The 22891-nt window shown below is 64.3% G+C and carries 22 protein-coding genes; 8 read left to right on the forward strand and 14 right to left on the reverse strand.

All coding sequences use genetic code 11. The features are described from left to right. A partial coding sequence (gene groEL / locus IVB12_RS05090; protein ID WP_247296261.1) for a chaperonin GroEL occupies positions 1-909 on the reverse strand: 909 nt, incomplete at its 3' end. A gap of 42 nt (positions 910-951) precedes the next feature. Further along, a complete protein-coding gene (locus IVB12_RS05095) occupies positions 952-1266 on the reverse strand; it encodes a co-chaperone GroES (protein WP_247280104.1) in 315 nt (104 codons plus the stop codon). A gap of 380 nt (positions 1267-1646) precedes the next feature. Between IVB12_RS05095 and IVB12_RS05100 the strand changes: the two genes are divergently transcribed. Beyond that, complete coding sequence (locus tag IVB12_RS05100; RefSeq protein WP_247296263.1) at positions 1647-1934, forward strand: usg protein; 288 nt, start codon at positions 1647-1649, stop codon at positions 1932-1934. Between the two features lie 164 nt (positions 1935-2098). Beyond that, on the forward strand, positions 2099-2626 hold the full coding sequence (locus tag IVB12_RS05105) for a cupin domain-containing protein (protein WP_247296265.1): 528 nt from the start codon (positions 2099-2101) through the stop codon (positions 2624-2626). Between the two features lie 115 nt (positions 2627-2741). On the opposite strand, the gene IVB12_RS05110 is transcribed toward IVB12_RS05105, so the two are convergent. Further along, positions 2742-3992 carry a nucleoside transporter C-terminal domain-containing protein gene (locus IVB12_RS05110; protein ID WP_247296267.1) on the reverse strand — a complete coding sequence of 417 codons (1251 nt, stop codon included), beginning with the start codon at positions 3990-3992 and terminating at the stop codon, positions 2742-2744. Between the two features lie 183 nt (positions 3993-4175). Between IVB12_RS05110 and IVB12_RS05115 the strand changes: the two genes are divergently transcribed. After that, positions 4176-5414 carry an MFS transporter gene (locus tag IVB12_RS05115; RefSeq protein WP_247296449.1) on the forward strand — a complete coding sequence of 413 codons (1239 nt, stop codon included), beginning with the start codon at positions 4176-4178 and terminating at the stop codon, positions 5412-5414. 161 nt (positions 5415-5575) lie between these two features. Here IVB12_RS05115 and IVB12_RS05120 read toward each other — a convergent pair whose 3' ends face one another. The 5 genes from IVB12_RS05120 to IVB12_RS05140 form a co-directional block, all read right to left on the reverse strand. Continuing rightward, positions 5576-6334, reverse strand: coding sequence for an SDR family oxidoreductase (locus IVB12_RS05120; protein WP_247296269.1), 759 nt, complete (start codon positions 6332-6334; stop codon positions 5576-5578). Positions 6335-6358: 24 nt separating this feature from the next. Next, a complete protein-coding gene (locus IVB12_RS05125; protein ID WP_247296271.1) occupies positions 6359-7117 on the reverse strand; it encodes a proteasome-type protease in 759 nt (252 codons plus the stop codon). A gap of 188 nt (positions 7118-7305) precedes the next feature. Next, positions 7306-8154, reverse strand: a complete 849-nt coding sequence (locus tag IVB12_RS05130) for a transglutaminase family protein (protein ID WP_247296273.1) — start codon at positions 8152-8154, stop codon at positions 7306-7308. A 124-nt stretch (positions 8155-8278) separates the two neighbouring features. Continuing rightward, positions 8279-9223, reverse strand: a complete 945-nt coding sequence (locus IVB12_RS05135) for an alpha-E domain-containing protein (RefSeq protein ID WP_247296275.1) — start codon at positions 9221-9223, stop codon at positions 8279-8281. A 4-nt stretch (positions 9224-9227) separates the two neighbouring features. Then, positions 9228-10646, reverse strand: coding sequence for a circularly permuted type 2 ATP-grasp protein (locus IVB12_RS05140; RefSeq protein ID WP_247296277.1), 1419 nt, complete (start codon positions 10644-10646; stop codon positions 9228-9230). A 276-nt stretch (positions 10647-10922) separates the two neighbouring features. On the opposite strand from IVB12_RS05140, the gene IVB12_RS05145 reads away from it, so the two are divergent. Genes IVB12_RS05145 through IVB12_RS05155 form a run of 3 tightly spaced genes read left to right on the forward strand, consistent with a single transcriptional unit; the run spans position 10923 to position 12917 of the window. After that, complete coding sequence (locus IVB12_RS05145) at positions 10923-11660, forward strand: molybdopterin-binding protein (RefSeq protein ID WP_247296279.1); 738 nt, start codon at positions 10923-10925, stop codon at positions 11658-11660. Between the two features lie 42 nt (positions 11661-11702). After that, complete coding sequence (gpt, locus tag IVB12_RS05150) at positions 11703-12230, forward strand: xanthine phosphoribosyltransferase (protein WP_247296280.1); 528 nt, start codon at positions 11703-11705, stop codon at positions 12228-12230. Positions 12231-12254: 24 nt separating this feature from the next. Then, positions 12255-12917, forward strand: coding sequence for a hypothetical protein (locus IVB12_RS05155; RefSeq protein WP_247296282.1), 663 nt, complete (start codon positions 12255-12257; stop codon positions 12915-12917). A gap of 20 nt (positions 12918-12937) precedes the next feature. Here the strand turns inward: IVB12_RS05155 and IVB12_RS05160 are convergent, their stop codons facing one another. Continuing rightward, entirely contained in the window at positions 12938-13960 is a 1023-nt protein-coding gene (locus IVB12_RS05160; protein ID WP_247296284.1) for a methionine synthase, read from the reverse strand. 105 nt (positions 13961-14065) lie between these two features. Between IVB12_RS05160 and IVB12_RS05165 the strand changes: the two genes are divergently transcribed. Next, positions 14066-14674 (forward strand): 2-hydroxychromene-2-carboxylate isomerase, encoded by a 609-nt coding sequence (locus IVB12_RS05165; RefSeq protein ID WP_247296285.1) that lies wholly within the window; start codon positions 14066-14068, stop codon positions 14672-14674. Next, positions 14674-15651, forward strand: coding sequence for an NADPH:quinone oxidoreductase family protein (locus IVB12_RS05170; protein ID WP_247296286.1), 978 nt, complete (start codon positions 14674-14676; stop codon positions 15649-15651). The genes IVB12_RS05165 and IVB12_RS05170 overlap by 1 nt, the downstream gene beginning before the upstream one ends. A 90-nt stretch (positions 15652-15741) precedes the next feature. Here the strand turns inward: IVB12_RS05170 and IVB12_RS05175 are convergent, their stop codons facing one another. The 5 genes from IVB12_RS05175 to IVB12_RS05195 form a co-directional block, all read right to left on the reverse strand. After that, complete coding sequence (locus tag IVB12_RS05175; protein ID WP_247296288.1) at positions 15742-16632, reverse strand: crotonase/enoyl-CoA hydratase family protein; 891 nt, start codon at positions 16630-16632, stop codon at positions 15742-15744. 139 nt (positions 16633-16771) lie between these two features. Then, a complete protein-coding gene (locus IVB12_RS05180; protein ID WP_247296290.1) occupies positions 16772-18193 on the reverse strand; it encodes an amidase in 1422 nt (473 codons plus the stop codon). Further along, positions 18186-19358 (reverse strand): M20 aminoacylase family protein, encoded by a 1173-nt coding sequence (locus IVB12_RS05185; RefSeq protein WP_247296292.1) that lies wholly within the window; start codon positions 19356-19358, stop codon positions 18186-18188. Before IVB12_RS05185 ends, IVB12_RS05180 begins: the two co-directional genes overlap by 8 nt. 13 nt (positions 19359-19371) lie before the next feature. After that, on the reverse strand, positions 19372-20877 hold the full coding sequence (locus tag IVB12_RS05190) for a M81 family metallopeptidase (protein ID WP_247296294.1): 1506 nt from the start codon (positions 20875-20877) through the stop codon (positions 19372-19374). 243 nt (positions 20878-21120) lie between these two features. Then, on the reverse strand, positions 21121-22770 hold the full coding sequence (locus IVB12_RS05195; RefSeq protein WP_247296296.1) for an ABC transporter ATP-binding protein: 1650 nt from the start codon (positions 22768-22770) through the stop codon (positions 21121-21123). Positions 22771-22891: the final 121 nt, after the last annotated feature.

The raw sequence follows: 22891 nt of genomic DNA on the forward strand, positions 1-22891 counted from the left end.
TTCCGAGATCGCCTGGCCGCCGGTCAGGATCGCGATGTCCTGCAGCATGGCCTTGCGGCGATCGCCGAAGCCCGGAGCCTTGACGGCCGCGACCTTCAGGCCGCCGCGCAGGCGGTTCACGACCAGGGTCGCGAGCGCTTCGCCTTCCACGTCCTCGGCGACGATGACCAGCGGCTTGCCGGTCTGCACCACGGCCTCGAGCAGCGGCAGCAGCTCGTTCAGCGAGGAGAGCTTCTTCTCGTTGATGAGGATGTAGGCGTCGTCCATCTCAACGCGCATCTTGTCGGCGTTGGTGACGAAGTAGGGCGAGATGTAGCCGCGGTCGAACTGCATGCCCTCGACGACGTCGAGCTCGGTCTCCAGCGACTTGGCTTCCTCGACGGTGATCACGCCCTCGTTGCCGACCTTCTTCATGGCGTCGGAGAGGAACTTGCCGATCTCGGCGTCGCCGTTGGCGGAAATGGTGCCGACCTGGGCGATTTCGTCGTTCGAGGTGACCTTCTTCGAGTTCTTCTCGAGGTCTGCCACCACGGCTTCGACCGCGAGGTCGATACCGCGCTTGAGGTCCATCGGGTTCATGCCGGCGGCGACAGACTTGGCGCCTTCCTTCACGATCGCGGCCGCGAGCACGGTCGCGGTAGTGGTGCCGTCGCCGGCCGCGTCAGCGGACTTGGAGGCAACTTCGCGCACCATTTGGGCGCCCATGTTCTCGAACTTGTCCTCAAGCTCGATCTCCTTGGCGACGGTGACGCCGTCCTTGGTGATACGGGGAGCGCCGAATGATTTGTCGAGCACGACGTTGCGGCCCTTGGGACCGAGCGTGACCTTCACCGCGTTGGCGAGGATGTCGACGCCGCGCAGCATCTTGTCGCGCGCCTCAACCGAGAATTTGACTTCTTTGGCTGCCATCTGGATTTTTCCTTGAAATTTAAAGGGAGGGGAGCGGGGCTTTTAAGCCGCCTTCTTCTTGGACTCGCTGACTTCGAGAACGCCCATAACGTCGCTCTCCTTCATGATCAGCAGATCCTGTCCGTCGATCTTGACCTCGGTGCCGGACCACTTGCCGAACAGCACGCGGTCGCCGACCTTGAGGTCGATCGGGATCAGCTTGCCGGACTCGTCGCGGCCACCGGGGCCGACGGCGATGACTTCGCCCTGGGAGGGCTTTTCCTTGGCAGTGTCGGGAATGATGATGCCGCCAGCGGTCTTCTCTTCTGCGTCGATGCGCTTGACCACGACGCGGTCGTGAAGCGGACGGAATTTCATGCAGTCCTCCTAAGCAATTGCAAGAGTTGAGGAATTTCGAGGTTGTTAGCAGTCATTGCCCGCGAGTGCTAGCACAGGCGAGGAACAAATAGGACAGGAATTTTGCGGGGGCAAGGGCTTCTAGCAGAAAATTAGCACCCGGAAGTGCGGACTGCCAGAATCTCTTTGCCATCGTTAACGGTGCGCTGGGCCGTATTAGCACGGAGCCGCATCTGCTGCTAACGCGTTGAATTTCAACAGCTTGTTAAACTTTTGGGCTTGAGATGAATTGTCAGTTTGCGTCACATTTCTCACATGTGAGCGCATCAGTACCGGGTGGCTCGTAAGGCGCACACCGACCAGGCCGCCCCTTGAATGCGCTCCTGCAAAGGAGGTTTGGCATGGGACTGCAGAGTGGGGGCGCTTCCGAGGATTTCCGGAAGCAGATGCTGGGTTACGGGCTGACGACGGCGCAAATTCTCTATCGGATGCCGGATCATCCGTCGCTGCTCCAGACTTACGTCTGGCAGAACTACGACATGTTTCCGAAATTTCCGGCGCTGAAGGACTTCCTGGCGTTCTGGCAGGAAAGGCTCGACGGCCCCCTGCATTCGGTCACCGTGGCGCATTGCAAGCTGATCAAGCCGGCCGAACTCCGCGCGGTCGACGGCGTGTTCCGGCTGCATTGAGATCGAGCACCGGCTTCGTGGGCGAGCAAAGGCGCGCTCGCGCCGCGCCCACCGTCTCCGCGACTGCTTCTCGCAATGGTGGGCACGTTTCGCTTTGCCCCCGCTACATGATCTCGTTCTGTGCTAGTCTCGCCGCATAATAACAAGCAACGGGAGGCGGGCCGATGGCCAAAAAAGTAAGATCGCGCAGCGCAGCGCAAGCCGCGGTGAAGAAGCGGAGTGGAGCCAAGGCCGCAGCTCGACCCTCGGCGCGCAAGGCAGTGAAGGCGAAGGCGCGTATGCTCGCGCCGAGCAAACCCGCCCGGCCCAAGCAGCGCATCGCCATCAGCCATCACCGCGAAGAGGATTTCAAAGCCGACGGCTTGCGCGCCTATGCCAAATACCGCGACCTTGGCATAGCCGACGCGACCCATGGCCTGGCGCAAGCGCATGTCATCCGTCTGCAAGGCCCGTGTAATCCGGCCGAGGTCTCAAAGCTTCATTATCACGATGTCGAATTCCAGATGGTCTACGTGCTCAAGGGCTGGGTGAAGACTTATCTGGACGGGCAGGGCGAGACCTTGATGAAAGAGGGCAGCGCCTGGACCCAGCCGCCGAAGATCAAGCACATGATTCTGGATTACTCGGATGACGTCGAATTGCTGGAGGTGATCCTGCCGGCGGAGTTCAAGACGGTGGAGTTGAAGGCTTGATGTCATTCCGGGGCGCGCGTAGCGCGAGCCCGGAATCCATTGAGCGGCAGAAACGGTGGATCAATAGATTCCGGGTTCGCGACTTCGTCGCGTCCCGGAATGACAGCGGAGAGAACTACGCCAACACCCCCACCACCGCTCCCATCAGGCACGTCGTCAGCGTCCCCGACACGATCGACTTCAGCCCCAGCGCGTTGATCTCCTCGCGCCGCTCCGGCGCCATCACCCCTAGGCCGCCGATCATGATGCCGAGGCTGGCGAAATTGGCGAAGCCACACATCGCGTAGAGCATGATCAGGCGCGAGCGCGGATCGAGCGCGTCGGGCGGCAGTTTTGAGAAGTCGACATAGGCAATCAATTCGTTGAGCACGGTTTTCGTGCCCATCAGGCTGCCGGCGGTGACCGCCTGGTCCCATGGCAGTCCCATCAGCCAGCACACCGGCGCCATCGCGAGGCCCAGCAGGCGCTGCAACGAGATCGCGGCGCCGCCGATATCAGGCAGCAGGCCGAGGATGGCGTTGACGAGGTAGACCAGAGCCACCAGCACCAGCAGCATCGCGACGATGTTGAGCAGCAGCTCGAGACCCGCGGTGGTGCCCTTCACGATCGCGTCCATCGTGCCGGAGACCTCCATCTCGGGATTTTCCAGCGCGCCGCCGGTGCGCCTGTCGGATGTCTCGGGCACCATGATCAGGCTGACGAGGATCGCGGCCGGCGCCCCCAGCACGGAGGCGATGACGAAGTGCGCGGCGGCATCGGGGATAAGGGGTGCCAGCAGCGTCGCATAGAGCACCAGCACGGTGCCGGCGATGCCGGCCATGCCGCCGGTCATCACCAGGAACAATTCGCTGCGGGTCATCTGCTTCAGATACGGCCGCACGAACAGGGGCGCCTCGACCATGCCGAGGAAGATGTTGGCGGCGGTCGACAGCCCCACGGCGCCGCCGACCCCTAAGGTGCGCTCCAGCAGCCAGGCCATGCCCCGCACGATCGGCGGCAGCACCCGCCAATAGAACAGCAGCGTCGTCAGCACGCTCATCACCAGCACGATCGGCAGCGCCTGGAACGCCAGGATGAAATCCGCACCCGGCACCTTGACGTCGAAGGGCAGGGCGTCGCCACCGATATAGCCGAATACGAACGAGGAGCCGGCGCGCGAGGCCGCGGAGATCGCCCCGACCGCGTCGTTGATGGCGCCGAAGGCGCGCGCGAGCGCGGGTAACTTCAGGAGGACGATGGCGGTGACGAAGGTGGCGACGAGGCCGATCGCCGCCTGCCGCAACGACACGGCGCGGCGATTCTCTGCGAGCGCGAAGGCGATCAGCAGCAATGCGAAAATGCCGAGTGCCGATTGCAAGCGCAGCATGATGTCCCCAAAGCCCCAATGATTATGGCCGCGCCTGCGTTGCAAAGGCAATGCCGGGACGTGCGGGAGGCGTCCCGCTGTTGACAAGCCGGTCCGCCTCAGTCACGCGGGGCACGTCGACATCAGGGCACGGACGGTCCGGGGGTGACGCAAAAGACGATCCAAGAGGTGGTCGAAGCGGCGATGCCAGAGCAGCCAATATCCGGAGATCCGCCGGTCAGTGCCCGCGCGCTCCTCGCCCACCGCGCCTTCCTGTTCTTCCTGCTCTCGCGCAGCCTGTCGCGTTTCTCCAGCCAGATCGCGGCGGTCGCGATCGGCTGGCAGGTCTACGATCTCACCGGCTCGGCCTTCGATCTCGGCATGGTCGGCCTCGTGCAATTTCTGCCCACCGCGCTGCTCGTGTTCGTCGCCGGTCATGCCGCCGATCGCTATGAGCGTAAGCGCGTCGTCCAGCTCTGTCAGCTCGTGGAAGCAGCAACCGCACTCTATCTCGCTGTGATCACCTATCTCGGCGCGGTCGGTGAGGTGCAGATCTTCGTCGCGACCTTCGTGCTCGGCATTGCCGGCGCCTTCGAGAGCCCGACCACGGCGGCGCTGCTGCCGCTGATCGCACCGCAAGGTTCGCTCCAGCGCGCCACCGCGGTCTCCAGCGGCGCGGCGCAGGTCGCGACCATTACGGGGCCCGCGCTCGGCGGCTTTGCCTATGCGGTGGCGCCGCATCTCGCCTATGCCGTGATGGTGCTGTTCTGGATCCTTGGGATGATCCTGACCGGCTTCATCCGGCCGCGTCCGCAGGCGGTCGCCAAGGAGGGGACGAGCTCGGACAACATCTTTGCCGGTGTCCGCTTCATTCGCGGCAACCCTGCGATCCTCGGCACCATCTCGCTCGATCTGTTCGCAGTGTTGTTCGGCGGCGTCACCGCGCTGCTGCCGATCTATGCCCGCGACATCCTCCAGACCGGGCCGGTCGGGCTCGGCGCGCTGCGTGCGGCGCCTGCGGTTGGCGCGCTCTTGATGACCATGGTGCTGGCGCGTCACGCCATCTCGCGACATGTGGGCCTGCGCATGTTTCAGGCCGTGATCGTGTTCGGTGTCGCCACGATCGTATTCGCGCTGTCGTCCTGGATGTGGCTCTCGGTGCTTGCGCTCGCCGTTCTCGGCGCCGCCGACACGATCAGCGTCGTGATCCGTTTCTCGCTGGTGCAGCTGTCCACGCCCGACGAGATGCGCGGCCGGGTCGGAGCGGTGAATTTCCTCTTCATCAATGCCTCGAACCAGCTCGGCCAGTTCGAGAGCGGCCTCACCGCCGCCCTGTTCGGCGCCATGCCCGCCGCTGCGCTCGGCGGCGTCGCCACCGTCGCGGTGGCACTCCTGTGGATGAAGCTGTTCCCGAGCCTGCGCCAGGTGGAGAGTTTGGAGTAACACTCCGCCCGTCGACGCGGGATTGCGAGGAACTCGCGACAAGATTGCGAAGCAATTTTGCGCTAATGCGACGAAGCAATCTAGAGTCCCTCCGCAGAGAAATCCTGGATTGCTTCGCCGCGCTCGCAAGGATGATTGTGGAGGCGTTGCGTTCTTTTGTTTTACCCCCGCCCCACGAACGGCATCTTGGTCGCCATCACTGTCATGGTCAGCACATTGGCGTCGAGCGGCAAACTCGCCATGTAGGCGACGGCATCGCCGACCGCCTTGGCATCCATGCGCGGCTCGTGCTTGGTGGTGCCGTCGGGCTGGAGCACGCCGGGACCGTTGACCATGCGGTCGGTCATCGGGGTGGCGGCATTGCCGATATCAACCTGGCCGACCGCGATGTCATACATGCGGCCGTCGAGATTGGACGCCTTGGTGAGACCCGTGATGGCGTGCTTGGTCGAGGTATAGGCGGCAGAGAACGGCCGCGGCGCGTGTGCCGAGATCGAACCATTGTTGATGATACGGCCGCCGCGCGGGGTCTGGTCCTTCATGATGCGGAAGGCGTGCTGAGTGCACAGGAACGGGCCGGTGAGGTTGGTGTTCACCACCGCCTGCCACTGCTCAAGGCTGAGATCCTCGAAGTTGACGGCCGGCGCGCCCATGCCGGCGTTGTTGAAGAGCAGGTCGAGGCGGCCATAGGTCTCCTTCACCTTGGCAAACAGCGCCGCGATCGACTCCGGTTTGGTCATGTCGGCGGTGACACACAGGCTTTTTCCTGCGGGGCCGAGCTTTGCGGTCTCCTCGAGCATGTCGAGCCTGCGCCCGACCAGCACCACGGTGAAGCCGGTGTTCATCAGCGCCAGCGACGCCGCACGCCCGACACCGGTGCCAGCACCCGTCACCACTGCGATCTTTTTTGCTTCACTCATCGTTTCTTGCCTTTTGTCATGCTGTCAGCTTTTGGGTTCTTTTTCGTTCTTGTAGGGCGGGCGCGGAATGTTCTGATGTGCGGCGCGCAACGCCGCCGACCAGCGCGAGCGCAAATCGTGGAAATAGGGCTCGCCCGCCTCGATGCGGTGATTGAGATCGGCCTCGCAGGCATCGTTGCGCACCACCAGCACGTCGATCGGCAGGCCGACGCCGAGGTTCGAGCGCATGGTGGAGTCCATCGAGATCAGGCCGGTCTTCAGCGCCTCGTACAACTCGACGTCGTAGTGCATGGCGCGGTCGAGCACCGGCTTGCCGTATTTGTGCTCGCCGATCTGCAAGTACGGCGTATCTGTGGTACACTCGATGAAATTGCCGGCGGTGTAGATCATGAACAGGCGCATCCGGGAGCCCTTGATCTGGCCGCCGAACAGGAAGGAGACGTCGAAGGAAACGTCCTCGGACTTCAGCGCCGGCCCTTCGGTCGCGTGCACGGCCCGGATCGCCCGGCCGATGCGCTGGGCGGCCTGGAACATGGTCGGCGCGTTCATCAGCGTCTCGATCTCGCCCGTGTCGGGGTCCTCCAGGCCTTCCGTCAGCGTCGACAGCACCGACTGGCTGATGGCGAGGTTGCCGGCGCTGGCGATCGCCATGATGCGCTCGCCGGGCTTGGAGAAGATGTGCAGCTTGCGGAAGGTCGAGACGTTGTCGAGGCCGGCATTGGTGCGGGTATCGGCGATCATCACCAGACCGTCCCGAACCAGGATTCCGCAACAATAGGTCATTTCCAGTCCCCGAACGCGTTTGCGCGGAATTACTAGCCAATTTCGGGAGCCGCTCCAACCCCCGATTCCCAGGGATCATGTCGTCATTCCGGGGCGCGACGTAATCGCGAAGCCGGAATCCATTCCTCCGCTAACTCTGCGGCCCAATGGATTCCGAACGCGTGCCGAGGCACGCCCGGAACGACGAGCTAGCTTTGCCGCTGTGACTGCGATTGCGACTGCCCGCCGCGGCCGGCCTGCTCGACCTTGACGGCCACCGTCAGCGTCTCCGTGCCGCCGCCATAGCGGGTGCCGCGCACGGGGGCTGCGCCGAGATAATCGAGTCCGATCGCGACGCGGACATGGGCGTCGGTGGCGCAGATGCTGTTGGCGGGATCGAAGCCAACCCAGCCGAGATCGGGCACGTAGGCCTCCGCCCAGGCGTGGCCGGCCTCCTGGTGCACCGTGCCGTCCGAGCGCAGGAAGTGTCCGGAGACGAAGCGCGCCGGCACGCCACCGCTGCGTGCGCAGGCGATGAAGATATGCGCGTAGTCCTGGCAGACGCCGCGCTTGAGCGTGAACGCCTCCGCCGCCGAGGTGCCGCTGTTGGTCGGGTCCTCGTCGAAGGTCATGTGATCGCCGATCTCGGCCATCAACGTGTGCAGGAAGCCGAGCGTGTCGCTCTCGGCCTCGCTGCGCAACTGGCGCGCAACCGCCATCATCGCCGGATTGACGGAGGTGAGGTCGGTTGAGCGCAGAAACATGCCGGCCGGAAAGCGCTCGTCCGTGCCGCGCAGCACGCCGCCGGTGTCGTGGGTCTCGATCAGGCCTTCGGCGGTGATCTTGATGTCGCCGACGGAACCGCAGGATAGCACATTGGTGACGTTGCCGAACGCGTCCTCGTGCGTGTCGAGCTTGGTGTCCGTCGAGACATCGATCTGCCATTCCGCCACATACTGCCCGTCATGGCTGCCGGGCGTCATCCGAAGGATCTGGATCACGCTGGTCGCCGGCGGCTCGTAGCGATAGGTCGTGGTGTGCTGGATTCGCAGGCGCATGGTGATTAACTTGCTCCGTCATTCCGGGATGGTCCGAAGGACCAGACCCGGAATCTCGAGATTCTCAGGTGCGCAATTGCGCACCATAGTTCGCCCTTGGGGCGCCCCGGCATGACAGCCTGTATCAGATCAAATACTGCTTGGTGATGATTTCGCCCAGCCTGGAATTGTCGGTAATGAATTCCTGAATGAATTCATGCACGCCGTGCTGGAAAATGTCGTTCATATTGCTGTGTTCTAGCCGGTTGCGGATGCCGCGGGCGTGGCGCTGAGCGGGTCCCTGGCGGCCATAGGCGACGCCGATCTGGTCGAGGTTGCGCACGAGATTGCCGTAGCAGCTTGCCAGCGAGCGCGGCAGCGTGTCGTTGAGGATGAGCAGGTCTGCGATCAGCCACGGTTTCAGCGTCTCGCGATAGACCCAGTGATAGGCCGTCAGCGCCGAGACCGAGCGCAGAATCGAGCTCCACTGATAGAAGTCGAGCGGGCCGCCGACATGCTCTTTCTCGGGCAAGAGCACGTGATACTTCACATCGAGGATGCGCGCGGTGTTGTCGGCGCGTTCGAGATGCACGCCCATCCGCGAGAACCAGTAGGCGTCGTTGCGCAGCATGGTCCGGTAGGCCGACCCGTCGAAGCGCAGCGAGGTCTCCTGCACGAAGCGCAGGAATTTTGCGAGGTCCTCCCGCGTGGACGTGCCCTTGCTCCAGACCGCCTGAAGCTCGATCCAGGCCGAATTGATGGTGTCCCACATCTCGCTGGTGAGCGCGGTGCGCACCGAGCGCGAGTTGAGGCGGGCCGCCTCGATGCAGTTCTTGATCGAGGACGGGTTTCCCGCCGAGAACGAGAGGTAATCGACGACGTTGTGCTCGTTGGCTTCCTCATATTGCTGATAGAAACTGCCGGCGACACCGGCGGTGAGCAGCGCCGAGTCCCATTCATTGGTCTTGCCGATATAGGCGGCGGGAAGCGCGGTGACGCGCAGCGTCGCATCGATGGTGCGCGCGAGGTATTCGGCCCGTTCGACGTAGCGAGCGAGCCAGTAGAGGTTTTCGGCGGTACGCGACAGCATGTCTCTACTCGTCCAAAATCCAGGTGTCCTTGGTGCCGCCGCCCTGGCTGGAATTGACGACCAGAGAGCCTTCCTTCAGTGCAACGCGTGTCAGCCCACCCGGCACGATCGTGGTGCGCTTGCTGCCCGTGAGCACGAAAGGCCGCAGGTCGACATGGCGCGGGGCGAGGCCGCTTGCGGTGCAGGTCGGGCAGGTCGAGAGCGCCAGCGTCGGCTGCGCGATGAAGCCTTCCGGCTCACGCTTCAGTTTCTCGCGGAAGGCCTCGATCGTGGCTTTCGTCGCGGCGGGGCCGATCAGCATGCCGTAGCCGCCGGAGCCATGGACCTCCTTGACGACGAGTTCGCCAAGATTGTCCAGCACATAGGCGAGATCCTTCGGCTCGCGACAGCGCCAGGTCGGCACGTTATTCAGGATCGGCTCCTCGCCGAGATAGAATTTTACGATGTCGGGCATGTAGGAGTAGATCGCCTTGTCGTCGGCGATGCCGGTGCCGACAGCATTGGCGAGCGTGATGTTGCCGGCCGCATAGGCCGACATCAGGCCCGGCACGCCGAGCACGGAGTCGGGGCGGAAGGTGAGGGGATCGAGGAAATCGTCGTCGACGCGGCGATAGATCACGTCAACCCGCTTCAACCCCTCCGTCGTCCGCATGAACACTTCGTTGTTCTTGACAACGAGGTCGCGGCCCTCGACCAGCTCGATGCCGAGCTTGTCGGCCAGGAACGAGTGCTCGTAATAGGCGGAGTTGTAGACGCCGGGCGTGAGCAGGGCGACGGTCGGCTCGCCGGAGGCGCTTTGCGGCGCGACCGAGCGCAGCGCGGCGAGAAGCTCGTCCGGATAGCGTTCGACCGGCGCCACCCTGTGGCGGGCGAACAGATCAGGAAACAGCCGCATCATGATCTCGCGGTTTTCCAGCATGTAGGACACGCCCGAAGGCGTCCGCGCATTATCCTCCAGCACGATGAAGTCTTCAGCGTCGGTCCGGACGATGTCGATGCCGGCGATGTGCACATAGACGTCGTGCGGCACCTGCTGGCCGTTCATCTCGGGCCGGAACACCGGGTTCTGGAAGATCAGATCGTCGGGTACGATTTCGGCACGAAGGATATCGCGGCCGTGATAGATGTCGCGCAAAAACATATTGAGCGCACGCACGCGCTGCTTCAGGCCCTTCTCCAGCAGCGCCCATTCCTTGCCGGACATGATCCGCGGGATCACGTCGAACGGGATCAGGCGCTCGGTCGACTCGGCTTCGCCATAGACCGCAAAGGTGATGCCGATGCGGCGGAACAGCAGTTCCGCCTCCTGGCGGCGATATTCGAGCGCCTCGGGAGGCGTCTCCTTGAGCCAACGCGCCAGCTCTTGATAAGCAGGGCGCAGGTCGCCGCCGGGAATATTCATTTCATCAAACGCGACTGCCATAGATCCCGACTGTTCTCCCCAGGCGTTGCGACATGAGCCAAGTCGCGCCGGCCTTGGTGGAGACCGCAACGTCCTGTGGCCATGCGGCAAGAGTGCATGACTTTCATGTGGTAGCAAGGGGCGGGCCAGCGCGATAAGCATGGAGGACGGGCATTTGCCGGGGATGGCCGGCGGCTTGCCTGAAAAAATGGCTGAGGACTGCTTATTTCGGCGGCAAACCGCGTGACTTCAACGCGTTACCTCGGCAAAGTTGGCGCCACAGGTGAGGGACAGTTTATGAGCGAGATCGTCACGGCGGGCATTCTGGTCATTGGGGACGAAATCCTGTCCGGCCGAACCAAGGACAAGAACATCGGGTTCATCGCCGAGTACCTGACCAATATCGGCATCGACTTGAAGGAAGTCCGGATCGTCTCCGACGACGAGGACGACATCATCGCCGCCTTGAATGCACTGCGGCACCGCTACACCTATGTCTTCACCACCGGCGGCATCGGCCCGACCCATGACGACATTACGGCCGACAGCGTCGCCAAGGCCTTCGGCGTCGGCATCGACCATCACCCGGAGGTGGTCGCCCGCTTCCGCGAGCGCTGGAGCGAGCAGGACCTCAACGAGGCCCGCTTGCGCATGGCTCGCATCCCTGACGGTGCTGAGCTGATCCAGAGCGCGACCATCCTCGCGCCGGGCTTCAAGATCGGCAATGTCATCGTGATGGCCGGCGTGCCCTCGATCATGCAGGCGATGATGGATATCGTCTCGCCCAAGCTGAAATCCGGCGTGCGCATGCTTTCCGAATCGGTCCGCGCCAATGCGCGCGAGGGCGACATCGGCAGCCCGCTGCGCGCGATCGCGGCCGCCCATCCCGACACCATCATCGGCAGCTATCCCTTCATGGACGAGGAGCAAAGGCCGAACACCAATCTGGTGGTGCGCTCGCGCGATGCGGATAAGCTCGCGGCGGCGATGGCGGCAGTGAAGGAAATGCTGGCGGGATTGAACATCACCCGCTAAAGCGCCCGGCTTGCCGGACGTTTTACGAAGCAGGAGACGACAATGGCGGGTGAAGCACCGGAACTCAGCGCGCAGGAACGGGCGGGCAAGGCCTTCCCGGTCTCCTGGGACCAATTCCACCGGGATTGCCGGGCGCTGAGCTGGCGTCTCAACGAGGTCGGTCCGTTCCATGCAGTGATCGCGATCACCCGCGGCGGCCTGGTGCCGGCCGCGATCGTGGCGCGCGAGCTCGGCGTGCGCGTGATCGATACGGTCTGCATCGCCAGCTACGACCACAACAAGCAGGGCGAGCTCCAGGTCCTCAAGAGTATTTCCGAGGCGGCGATGAAGCTCGGCGGCGGCACCGGAAAGGGGCTTCTAATCGTCGACGACCTCGTTGATACCGGGAAGACCGGCAAGCTGGTGCGCGAGATGCTGCCCAATGCGCATTTCGCCACCGTCTACGCCAAGCCGATGGGGCGTCCGCTGGTCGATACCTTCATCACGGAAGTGTCGCAGGATACCTGGATCTTCTTCCCCTGGGACACTGCGCTGTCCTACCACCCGCCGCTTCGCGACGGGGCGGCGTGAGAGAGTGCGAATGGCGAGTGGCGAATGGCCAGTAGTGAATCCCCAATTCGCAATTCGCCATTCGCTACTCGCCCGCTGCAAAATCGCGTCACGCCGACCGGTGAGATCATTGCCACGCCCCATCGCGGCCTGTTCACCGGCAACCGCGGCATCATCCATGATCCGGCGACGAAGACGCTGCTGAGGAAGCGGTGGTCGTCGCCGGCCTGGCTCACCTGCACTTGCGAATTCCGCGGACGGCGCCGCGAGGTGATGGCACAGCGAAGCTGGACCGAGCTGTTCTTCCTGGACGAGGCCACTGCGCTCGCCGCCGGCCATCGCCCCTGCTTCTACTGCCGCCGCGACGATGCCAATCGCTTCCGGGCTGCGTGGGAAAAGGGCAATCGCGTGCACGGCGTCCGCATGCACGACATCGACACGGTGCTGCATCATGAGCGGCTCGATCACGGCAGCAAACGACTGCACGTCTTGCTGGTGCCGCTCGACCAGCTCCCCGACGGCGCAATGGTTCAGCAGGGCGAGGACAGTTTTTTGGTGATGCGGGGCAGGGCGCTGTTGTGGTCGCCGGCGGGTTATACCGCGGTCGAGCGTCAGCTTGGCGAAGCGACGTTACTGACGCCGCCCTCGACGCTGCGCACATTGAACTCCGGCTACGCGCCCGTGTTGCATCCGACGGCGCTGCCTTAGCACAGCGCCCGCCCGTGCCATTACCCCAGTTTCTCGCGCGCCAGCGCCGCGCCGGCGCCGAGCGCCATCAGCTTGGCTTCGGCGATCTCCCGCCGCATCGGCGCCATGCCGCAATTGGTGGTGGCGATGATGTTGCTCTTTGGGACGAATTTCGACACTGCCTCGATCACCTTCACGACGTCGTCCGCCGTCTCCACCGTGTCGCTGGCCACGTCGATCACGCCGGCCTGCACGATCTTGGCCTTGAGCAGCGCCAGCAGGTCGAGCGGCACCTTCGAATTGCGGCACTCGATCGCGACCTGCTGGATCGGGCTGGCATCGATTGCCGGGAAGATCTGCTCATACTGCCGCCATTGGCTGCCGAGCGTCGCCTTCCAGTCAGTGTTGGCCTTGATGCCGTAGCCATAGCAGATGTGCACGGCGGTGGCGCAGGTGAGACCCTGCGCCGCCTGCTCCAGCGCCTTGATGCCCCAGTCGTTGACCTCGTCCATATAGACGTTGAAGGCGGGCTCGTCGAACTGCACGAGATCGACGCCGTCGGCCTGGAGGGCCTTGGCCTCTTCGTTCAGCATCTCGGCGAAAGCGAACGCCATCTTCACGCGGTCGCCGTAATAGCGGTCCGCAATCGTGTCGATGATGGTCATGGGGCCGGGCAGCGTGAATTTCAGCTTCTTCTTCGTGTGCGAGCGCGCGACGCGCGCCTCGTCGGCATGAACGCGGCCCTTGAGCCGAAGCGGCGCGACTACCTGCGGCACCATCGCCTTGTAACGGTCCTTGCGAATGCCCATCTCGACCTTGTGCGCGAAGTCGATGCCTTCCACCTTCTCCAGGAAGCCGTGCACGAAATGCTGGCGGGCCTGCTCGCCCTCGGTGACGATGTCGATGCCGGCGTCCTCCTGGATCTTCAGCCAGATCAGCGTCGCGTCGCGCTTGGCGCGCAAGAGCTCCTCGCCCTGCGACTTCCAGGGCGCCCACAGCATGTTGGGCTCGGCGAGCCATTCCGGCTTCGGCAAGGAGCCGGCGATCGTGGTTGGAAACAGCATGGCGGCCTCCCGGCGGGTTATGTTGCGCCTCTTCCTGCCATGTCTTAACGTCGAGGTACAGAACGACAAAAGTCGTCAACCCCGCGACGCCGGACCGGAAACGCCATGATCGAATTCTTCTTCGACTGTTCCAGCCCCTGGACCTATCTCGCCTTTCACAACATCCAGCCGCTGGCGAAAGAGCTCGGCGCGGAGATCATCTGGCGGCCGATCCTGGTCGGCGGCATCTTCAACACGGTCAATCCGAGCGTCTACGCGCAGCGCGAAAAGCCGGTGCCGCTCAAGGCGCGTTACATGAAGAAGGATATCGCCGATTGGGCGCGCTCGGCAGGCCTGTCGATCAAGATGCCGCCGACCGTGTTTCCCGTGAACAGCGTCAAGGCGATGCGCGGCTGCATCTGGCTCGGCAATGACATGGTGCCGTTCGCCACGGCCGTGTTCGAGACCTACTGGGGCGAGGACAGGGACATCTCGCAGGACGCGGTGCTCGCCGACATCTGCAAGAAGGTCGGCATCGACGAGCAGAAATTCTTCGCGGGCATCGCAGAGCAGGGCATCAAGGACCAGCTCAAGGCCAATACCGAAGAGGTCGTGGCGCGTGGCGGTTTCGGCTCGCCGACGATCTTCGTCGGCAGGACCGACATGTACTTTGGCAACGACCGCCTGCCGCTGATCCGCGAGGCGCTGCTGCGCGCCAAGGCGAGTGCGGCCTGATGGTGCGGGCCGTCATCTGCCGTGAACTCGGCGCGCCCGAGACGTTGCGGCTGGAGGAGTTTCCGTCGCCGCCGCTAAAGCCCGGCGAAGTGCGCGTTGCGATCCGCGCTGCCGGCCTGAACTTTCCCGACGTGCTGATGGCGGCGGGCGAATATCAGCTCAAGCCGGAGCTGCCGTTCACGCCCGGCATGGAAGCTGCCGGGGACGTCATCGAGGTGGCTGCGGAGGCGAGGGGCGTTGCCGTCGGCGACAAGGTCATCGTGAAGATGCGCCACGGCGCCTTCACGGATGAAGCGGTGGTGACGCCATCGCAACTCACCCCTAAGCCGTCCACTTTCGACCATGCTGAGGCCGCGACCTATCTCGCCGGTCATGGCACGGCCTATCATGCACTGATCGATCGCGGCCGGGTCGCGCCGGGCGAGGTGCTGCTGGTGCATGGCGCCGGCGGCGGCGTCGGTCTCGCGGCCATCGAGATCGGCAAGATGCTGGGTGCGACCGTGATCGCAACCGCCTCCAGCGACGAGAAGCTGGCGATCGCGAAATCGCGCGGCGCCGATCATCTCGTCCGCTACGATCGCGAGCCGTTTCGCGATGCTGTCAAGCACATCACCGACGGCCGCGGCGCGGATGTCGTGTTCGATCCCGTCGGCGGCCAGGTGTTCGAGGATTCGATGCGCTGCATCGCCTGGGGCGCGCGATTGCTGGTGATTGGTTTTACCGGCGGCATCGGTTCGGCCAAGACCAATCTCCTGTTGATCAAGGGCGCGAGCGTGCTAGGCGTGCGCGCCGGCGAAGCGGTTCGAAGGAATCCTGAGCTTGGCGAGGTGCGCCTGAAGGCGCTCTTGCGGTGGGCGGAGGAGGGCAAGCTGCGCCCCCACGTTTCGCATCGCCTGCCGCTGGAAGATTATGCAAAGGCGATGCGATTGCTGATCGAGCGCAAGGCAATCGGCCGCGTGGCGCTGGTGATGGATTGAGTTTTACCACCGTCATCCGGGGAGCCCGAAGGGCGAACCCGGAATCGAGATTCCGGGTTCTCGCTTCGCGAGCCCCGGAATGACCGTGAACTATTTATATTCCCGCTCCGTCCACCACGGGAAATAATCCGGCATATCTGTCGATACCTTGTTCTTGAATTGCGCCGGACGCTTCTCCAGGAACGACACCACGCCTTCCTTCACATCGTCGGAGCGGCCGCGGGCGTATATGCCGCGGCTGTCGATCTTGTGCGCCTCCATCGGATCGTCCGCGCCCATCATGCGCCACATCATCTGGCGGATCAGGGCGATCGAGACCGGCGCGGTTTTGGCGGCAAATTCCTTGGCAAGTGCGCGCGCGGTCGGCAGGAGATCATCGGGCGGCACGACCTTGCTGACGAGACGGCCGGAGAGCGCTTCCTGTGCCGGGAAGACGCGGCCGGAATAGCACCATTCCAGCGCCTGCGAGATGCCGACGATGCGCGGCAGGAACCAGCTCGACGCGGCCTCCGGCACGATGCCGCGCTGGGAGAACACGAAGCCGAAGCGAGCGGCATCCGAGGCGATGCGGATGTCCATCGCGAGCTGCATGGTGACGCCGATGCCGACGGCGGGGCCGTTCACGGCAGCGATGACGGGCTTCAAGCATTTGAATATGCGTAGCGTCACCTGGCCGCCGCCATCGCGCACCTGCGGATCGCTGTAATCAACCTTGCCGTCGGCGAGCCGCTTCACCGGACCGCGGCGCGCGTCGCGGTCGAACGTATCGGCGCCGGACGAAAGATCGGCGCCCGCGCAAAAGCCGCGGCCCGCGCCGGTGACGATGATGGCGCGGATATTGTCGTCCTTGTCGGCGGCGTCGAACGCGTCGATCAGCTCCGCTTGCATCTGCGCGTTGAAGGCGTTGAGCTTGTCGGGCCGGTTCAGCGTCATGGTGAGGATCTGCTCGGCGACCTCGTATTTGATCGTCTCATACGCCATGGTGGTTTCCTTCCCTTGTCATTGTTGAATCAATTCTGTCATTGCCGGGCTTGACCCGGCAATCCATCTTTTTCGAAGAGGATGGATGCGCGGGTCGAGCCCGCGCATGACCAGTTGTGCGCAGACGCTAAATGCGATTCTAACGCGCCGGCGGGCTCGGCCAGGGCCGCTGCGGGCCGCGTAGACCTTCAAAAGTCTTGGCCATGCCGAGCACGCCGATATCGTCGAAGCGGCGGCCGACGATCTGCACGCCGATGGGAAAACCCTTGGCGTCGAAGCCGCCGTTGACGGAGATCGCGGGATTCTCCGACATATTCCACGGTACGGTATAGGCGATGTGCTCGAACGGCTTCATGGGATCGTTGGTGGGCGAGGCCCATTCCGCCGGATAGTTCACGTTCGGCGCGGTCGGCGAGACCACATAGTCGATCTCGCAGAACAGCTTTCCTGCTGCTGCGCGGATCGCCATGGTCTGATTGAAGCCGCGGATGACGTCGACGCCCGACAGCTTTGCGCCGGACTCGCCCCATTTGAAGATGTAGGGCAGCACCTTGGCCTGCTCGGCCGGCGTCAGCTTGGACAGATCGTCCCACATGCGCGCACGCCAGAAATTGTCGAGGCCATCGAGCATGTCGCGTGTGAGAATGCCGTCGACCTCGGTCACGACCGCGCCGGCGGATTCGAACGCCTTGGCCGCCTTCACGGCGACCTCGCGCACCGGCTTGTCCAGCGGCAGGCCGACGCCGGGATCGAGCATCAGGCCGATGCGCAGTTTGCGCGGAGACTTCTCCAGCCCCTTCCAGTTGAGCGGCTCGGCCGGCAGGCTCATCCCGTCGCGGCGATCGGGCTTGGCGATCACGCTCATCATCAGCGCACAATCGTCGACCGTGCGGGTCATGGGACCTGCGACGCGGCCGACATAGGCGGGATCGATCGGCACGCGGCCGAAGCTCGGCTTCAATCCGACGAGGCCACACCAAGCGGCCGGCAGGCGCACCGAGCCACCGATATCGGTCCCGAGATGCAAGGGACCATAGCCGGCGGCAGCGGCGGCGCCCGCACCCGCGCTGGAGCCGCCGGGATTCTTGGAGAGGTCCCAGGGATTGCGCGCGAGCGCGTGAAAGCTGGAGAGACCGGAGGACAGCATGCCGTAATCGGGCATGGTGGTCTTGGCGAAGATGATCGCGCCGGCCTCGCGCAGCCGCGCGGCGGGCGGTGCGTCCTTTTCGGCCGGCACCAGCTTGACGCTGGCAGCCCCCAGCGGCACCGGCACGCCCTTGGTCGCGATGTTATCCTTCACCGTAACAGGCACGCCGTCCAGTGCGCCGCACGGCTCGCCGCCGCTCCAGCGCGCGGTCGAGGCCTTTGCGGCCTCGCGCGCGCCGTCGGGATCGAATGCATAGAGCGCCTTCAGATGCGGTTCCCACGCCGCGACGTGCGCAAGCACGTCTTCCAGCACCTCGCTCGGCGAGAACTGCTTGGCGCGATAGCCCGCGATCAGATCGACCGCGGACAGATCATGCAGCGAGGTGACCGTCTCTTCGACGCCCTCGTTATGCATTGCCACCCACCGGCATGCGGGTTTCGATGATGCGGGCAAACATGCTGGCGCCGATCGGCAGGATCTTGTCGTCGAGCACGAAGCCGGGATTGTGCACAGGCACCGAGCCGTCATGACCGACCCAGAAGTAGGCGCCGGGGATGGTCTGCAGCATGTCGGCAAAATCCTCGCTGCCCATCTTCGGTTGGGCGCGGGTGATCACGTTGGCAGGATCGACCACGGTGCGCGCGACCTCCTCGACCACCTTGGACTGCTCAACCTGGTTGACCAGCACGCCGAACGTGTCACGGATATCGACCGCGATCTCGCACTGGAACGCGGCGGCGATGCCGGCGCAGATCGTGCGGATGCGCTCGCTGATCATGGCGCGGACTTCGTTGGAGAAGGTGCGGATGGTGCCGCAAAGATGCGCTTCGCCTGGGATGACGTTATAAGCGGAGCCCGCATGGATCTGGGTGATCGAGATGACGGCGGATTGCAGCGGCTCGACGTTGCGGCTGACGATGGTCTGGATCGCCTGCGCCAGCGTGGTCGCGATGATCACCGCGTCCTTGGATCGCTCGGGCATCGCGCCATGCGCGCCGTAGCCGGTGATGCGGAGGTCGAAGAAGTCGGCGCCGGCCATCGCCGGGCCCGGCAGAATCGCGATCTCGCCGTGGTTGAGATCGGGCGCGTTGTGCAGGCCGTAGAGCTCGTCGCAGGGAAATTTCTCGAACAGCCCGTCCTTGATCATGGCACGGGCGCCGCCGAGGCCTTCCTCGGCCGGCTGGAAAATCAGGTGCACGGTGCCGTCGAAGTTCCGGGTCTCGGCGAGATAGCGCGCGGTGCCGAGCAGCATGGTGGTGTGGCCGTCGTGGCCGCAGCCGTGGAAGCGGCCGGGAATTTTCGAGCTCCATTTCAGATTGGTGTTCTCTTCCATCGGCAGCGCGTCCATGTCGGCGCGCAGGCCGATGCGCTTGGTGCTCGTGCCCTTGCCCTTGATGACGCCGATCACGCCGGTGCCACCGAGACCGCGATGCACCTCGATGCCCCAGCTCTTCAGCATGTCGGCGACGATACCGGAGGTGCGCACTTCCTCAAAGCCGATCTCGGGATGGGCGTGGAGGTCGCGCCTGATAGCGGTGAGTTCGTCGGCATAGCCGTCGATGCGGTCGATCGTGGGCATGTGTCCTGTCCGGTTAGCGTGAGGAAGGGGTGAAGGCGGGTCCGTTCGGCTTGATGCGGATGCCCGGCCGCAGGCGCGTCCAGGGCAGGGAGGCGGTGTCGGCCGGCATCGCGCCCGGTGCGGCGCAAATCAGCAGCTTTTCCGCGATCGGCTCGAAATCGGCGCGGAAGTGCACCGAGCTCTTGTTGACCAAAATCTTCTCTCGCGTTGGCTCGATGCCGACATAGCGGTACATTGCCTGGTCGGCGAGCTGCGCCTTGTGCGAGGAGACGACGACGCGGACGTCGCCGATGCGCAAGGCGGCGGAGGGGCCCATCTCCATCTCGCGGCCGCCATAATAAGGGCCGGGCGCGATGAAGCGGCCGTCGGAGAGTTTTTCGACGACGAAGGTCTCGCGATAGGGCTCGTCGCCCGGAATGCCGGACTTGCCGCCGAGCGACAGCGTCACGGCGGCCCCGACGCCGGCTGCATGCGCGGCTCTGGCCGATTCCGGATCGTAGATCACCCCAGTCGCGGCACTCGCCTTGTTCCGCACCAGTGCACGTAGCATACCAGTGGTATCGGAATCGCCGCCCGCGCCGGGATTATCCTGGGTATCGGCGATGATGATCGGCTTGCTTGCGCTCTTGGAAAGCTCCATCGCATGGCGCACGCCGTCGTCGGGCGACCAGATCTTGCCGTCGAAATCGTCCTCGTGGCTTTCGATCAGGTTGAGAAGCGCATCGGCCGCGCGGTCGGCGTCCGCTTGCGTCTTGCCATAGGCGAACACGCTCGGCCCGCAATCGCGGAAATCGGCGGCGGGGAAGCCGGGCGCGAAGGACAGCGTCGGAACTGCGTCACCCTCCAGCGCGGCGAGCTTCTCGTAGATGCTTTTGGTCGGCTGGTCGCTCGTGCACTGCCAGCTGATCGGGATCAGGAACGGCAATTGCCGGAACGCCTTTGCGAAGCGTTGCTTGGACTTCAGCAGCAGTGCGAGATGGCGCGCACAGGCGCGGCCGGTTGCGGCCATGTCGACATGCGGATAGGTGCGGTAGGCGATCAGCGCGTCGGCATGCTCGATCATCTCGGGCGTGACGTTGGCGTGCAGGTCGAGGCTCGCGACCAGCGGAATATCTTTGCCGATGATGCGGCGCACGCGCGCCAGGATCTCGCCTTCCCCATCGTCGAGGTGCTCGGTCACCATCGCGCCGTGCAGGTCGAGATAGACGGCATCGAGCGGACCGGCGGCTGCGATGCCGTCGATCATCACCTTCACGATGCGCTCGAAAGCATCCTTGGTGACATGCGCCGACGGGCTCGCACCGCAGGCGATCGTTGGGATGAGTTCCCAATCGTTCATTTCAGCGCCGTCGACGAAGCCCGCGAGACCGACATTGATGCGCCGCATCACCTTCAACACGTCGGGGCCCTGCGTCATCGCCGGCCAGCCGCCGCCATGCTGGAAGTCCGCGAACGTCGCCTTCGTGGGCGCGAAGGTGTTGGTCTCGTGCAGGAAGCCGCCGACGGCGATATGTGTCATCAATTCAATCCAGTCGATCAGAGTGCGCGAAGTTAGCCTTGGCCTTGCTGCAAGAGCAAGGTGGGAAGCAATCGCGCCACGCATAGGGTCAAGCTGTTTTGGGAATGCTGCGGATGAGCCCACGCTCCATCGTCATTCCGGGGCGCGCGTAGCGCGAGCCCGGAATCTATCGTGCGACGGAGTCTACCGCTCGATAGATTCCGGGCTCATCGCTTCGCGATGCCGGAATGACAGCGGAAAGGCCTACGCGCTCGCCGCCACGCCCTCCGACACCGGCCGAAAGTTCGCAAAGTCCCAGCCTCGCCCCGGAGCCGCATCCAGCAGTGCCTTGGTGTAGGCCTCCTTCGGATGCGTCAGCACTTCGGCGGCGGGGCCCTGTTCGACGACGCGGCCGTGCTGCATCACCACGACCTCGTCGCAGATTTGCGCGGCGACGCGCAAGTCATGGGTGATGAACAGGATCGCGATGCCGAGCCGCTTCTGGATCTCGTCGAGCAGCTCCAGCACTTGCGCCTGCACGGAGACGTCGAGCGCGGAGACCGCTTCATCCGCGACCAGCACGTCGGGATCGAGCGCGAGCGCCCGGGCAATGGCGATGCGCTGGCGCTGTCCGCCCGAGAACTGGTGCGGATAGCGCGACACAGCATCGACCGGCAGGCCGACCAGCTCGAGCAGATCGCGCGCCCGCTTCATCGCCTCGGTGTGCGAGACGCCATAGTTGATCGGGCCTTCTGCGATGCTCTCGCCGACGGTGACGCGTGGATTGAGCGAGCGATAGGGATCCTGGAACACGATCTGGATCTTTTGCCGGTGCGGTTGGAGCAGGCGGCGCGAGATATCGGCAATCTCGCGGCCGGCGAGGCGCACGCCGCCGGAGGTCGGATCGATCAAGCGGACGATGCAGCGCGCGACCGTCGACTTGCCGGAACCGCTCTCACCGACGATGCCGAGCGTACGACCCTTGCGCAGTGTCAGCGTCACCTTGTCGGCGGCGACGACCTCACGGCCTTTGCCGAAGAAGGCGCGCTCCTTATAGACCTTGCTGAGCTCGTTGGCTTCCAGCACCACCGGCTCCTTGGACTCATCCCGTGCCGCGCGCGGCACCAGGCTCGGCACTGCGGCGAGCAAATTGCGGGTGTATTCCATGGTGGGATTGCGCAGCACGGTATCGAGCGGGCCGGTCTCGACGAGGCGGCCCTGCCGCATCACCGCGACGCGGTCGGCGATCTCGGCCACCACGCCCATATCGTGAGTGATGAACAGCACGGCGGTGCCGTGATCGCGCTGCAGGTCGCGGATCAGGGTCAAAATCTGCTTCTGCGTGGTGACGTCGAGCGCGGTGGTCGGCTCGTCCGCGATCAGCAGCTTCGGCTCGAGCACGAGCGCCATTGCGATCATGATGCGCTGGCGCTGGCCGCCGGAGAGGCGGTGCGGGTAAGAGGCGAAGATGCGCTCGACCTGGGGCAGGCGGACCTGCTCCATCATGTCGAGGATCCGCTTCTTGCGCGCTTTGGCGTCAAGATCGGTATGGGCGCGCAGCACCTCGTCGATCTGGCGGCCGACCGGCACCACCGGATTGAGCGCGGTCATCGGCTCCTGGAAGATCATCGCCATCTGCGTCGCGCGGAGCTGGCGCAGGCGGCGGTCGGTCGCGGTCAGCAGCTCGTCGCCGACCAGCTTGATGCTGCCGCCGGTCGGCACCAGCGTGCCCTTCGGCAACAGGCCCATCGTGGTGAGGGAGGTCACCGACTTGCCCGAGCCACTTTCGCCGACGAGGCACAGCGTCTCGCGCTCGCGTACCTGGATCGAGATGCCGTCGATGATCTTCGGCCCGCCCGGCTTCTTGCCGATGGAGACGACGAGGTTGTTGATGTCGAGGATGGTGTTGGTCATGCAGGGTCTTTCGTCATTCCGGGGCGCGCGCTGCGCGAACCCGGAATCCACCGGGCGTCGGTCCAAGCGGTGAAATGGATTCCGGGTTCGCGCCAAGAGGCGTGCCCCGGAATGACACTGT

It is taken from the genome of Bradyrhizobium sp. 179 (assembly GCF_023073535.1).
Taxonomy (GTDB): Bacteria; Pseudomonadota; Alphaproteobacteria; order Rhizobiales; family Xanthobacteraceae; genus Bradyrhizobium.

Coding starts and splice junctions, on each gene's coding strand:
- IVB12_RS05175 (WP_247296288.1), bottom strand. CDS start 16,632: ATGGCGTATGAGACGATCAAATACGAGGTCGCCGAGCAGATCCTCACC.
- IVB12_RS05180 (WP_247296290.1), bottom strand. CDS start 18,193: ATGCATAACGAGGGCGTCGAAGAGACGGTCACCTCGCTGCATGATCTG.
- IVB12_RS05110 (WP_247296267.1), bottom strand. CDS start 3,992: ATGCTGCGCTTGCAATCGGCACTCGGCATTTTCGCATTGCTGCTGATC.
- IVB12_RS05145 (WP_247296279.1), top strand. CDS start 10,923: ATGAGCGAGATCGTCACGGCGGGCATTCTGGTCATTGGGGACGAAATC.
- IVB12_RS05130 (WP_247296273.1), bottom strand. CDS start 8,154: ATGCGCCTGCGAATCCAGCACACCACGACCTATCGCTACGAGCCGCCG.
- IVB12_RS05125 (WP_247296271.1), bottom strand. CDS start 7,117: ATGACCTATTGTTGCGGAATCCTGGTTCGGGACGGTCTGGTGATGATC.
- IVB12_RS05170 (WP_247296286.1), top strand. CDS start 14,674: ATGGTGCGGGCCGTCATCTGCCGTGAACTCGGCGCGCCCGAGACGTTG.
- IVB12_RS05195 (WP_247296296.1), bottom strand. CDS start 22,770: ATGACCAACACCATCCTCGACATCAACAACCTCGTCGTCTCCATCGGC.
- gpt (WP_247296280.1), top strand. CDS start 11,703: ATGGCGGGTGAAGCACCGGAACTCAGCGCGCAGGAACGGGCGGGCAAG.
- IVB12_RS05115 (WP_247296449.1), top strand. CDS start 4,176: ATGCCAGAGCAGCCAATATCCGGAGATCCGCCGGTCAGTGCCCGCGCG.
- IVB12_RS05105 (WP_247296265.1), top strand. CDS start 2,099: ATGGCCAAAAAAGTAAGATCGCGCAGCGCAGCGCAAGCCGCGGTGAAG.
- IVB12_RS05155 (WP_247296282.1), top strand. CDS start 12,255: ATGGCCAGTAGTGAATCCCCAATTCGCAATTCGCCATTCGCTACTCGC.
- IVB12_RS05100 (WP_247296263.1), top strand. CDS start 1,647: ATGGGACTGCAGAGTGGGGGCGCTTCCGAGGATTTCCGGAAGCAGATG.
- IVB12_RS05120 (WP_247296269.1), bottom strand. CDS start 6,334: ATGAGTGAAGCAAAAAAGATCGCAGTGGTGACGGGTGCTGGCACCGGT.
- IVB12_RS05135 (WP_247296275.1), bottom strand. CDS start 9,223: ATGCTGTCGCGTACCGCCGAAAACCTCTACTGGCTCGCTCGCTACGTC.
- IVB12_RS05190 (WP_247296294.1), bottom strand. CDS start 20,877: ATGACACATATCGCCGTCGGCGGCTTCCTGCACGAGACCAACACCTTC.
- IVB12_RS05185 (WP_247296292.1), bottom strand. CDS start 19,358: ATGCCCACGATCGACCGCATCGACGGCTATGCCGACGAACTCACCGCT.
- IVB12_RS05095 (WP_247280104.1), bottom strand. CDS start 1,266: ATGAAATTCCGTCCGCTTCACGACCGCGTCGTGGTCAAGCGCATCGAC.
- IVB12_RS05165 (WP_247296285.1), top strand. CDS start 14,066: ATGATCGAATTCTTCTTCGACTGTTCCAGCCCCTGGACCTATCTCGCC.
- IVB12_RS05160 (WP_247296284.1), bottom strand. CDS start 13,960: ATGCTGTTTCCAACCACGATCGCCGGCTCCTTGCCGAAGCCGGAATGG.
- IVB12_RS05140 (WP_247296277.1), bottom strand. CDS start 10,646: ATGGCAGTCGCGTTTGATGAAATGAATATTCCCGGCGGCGACCTGCGC.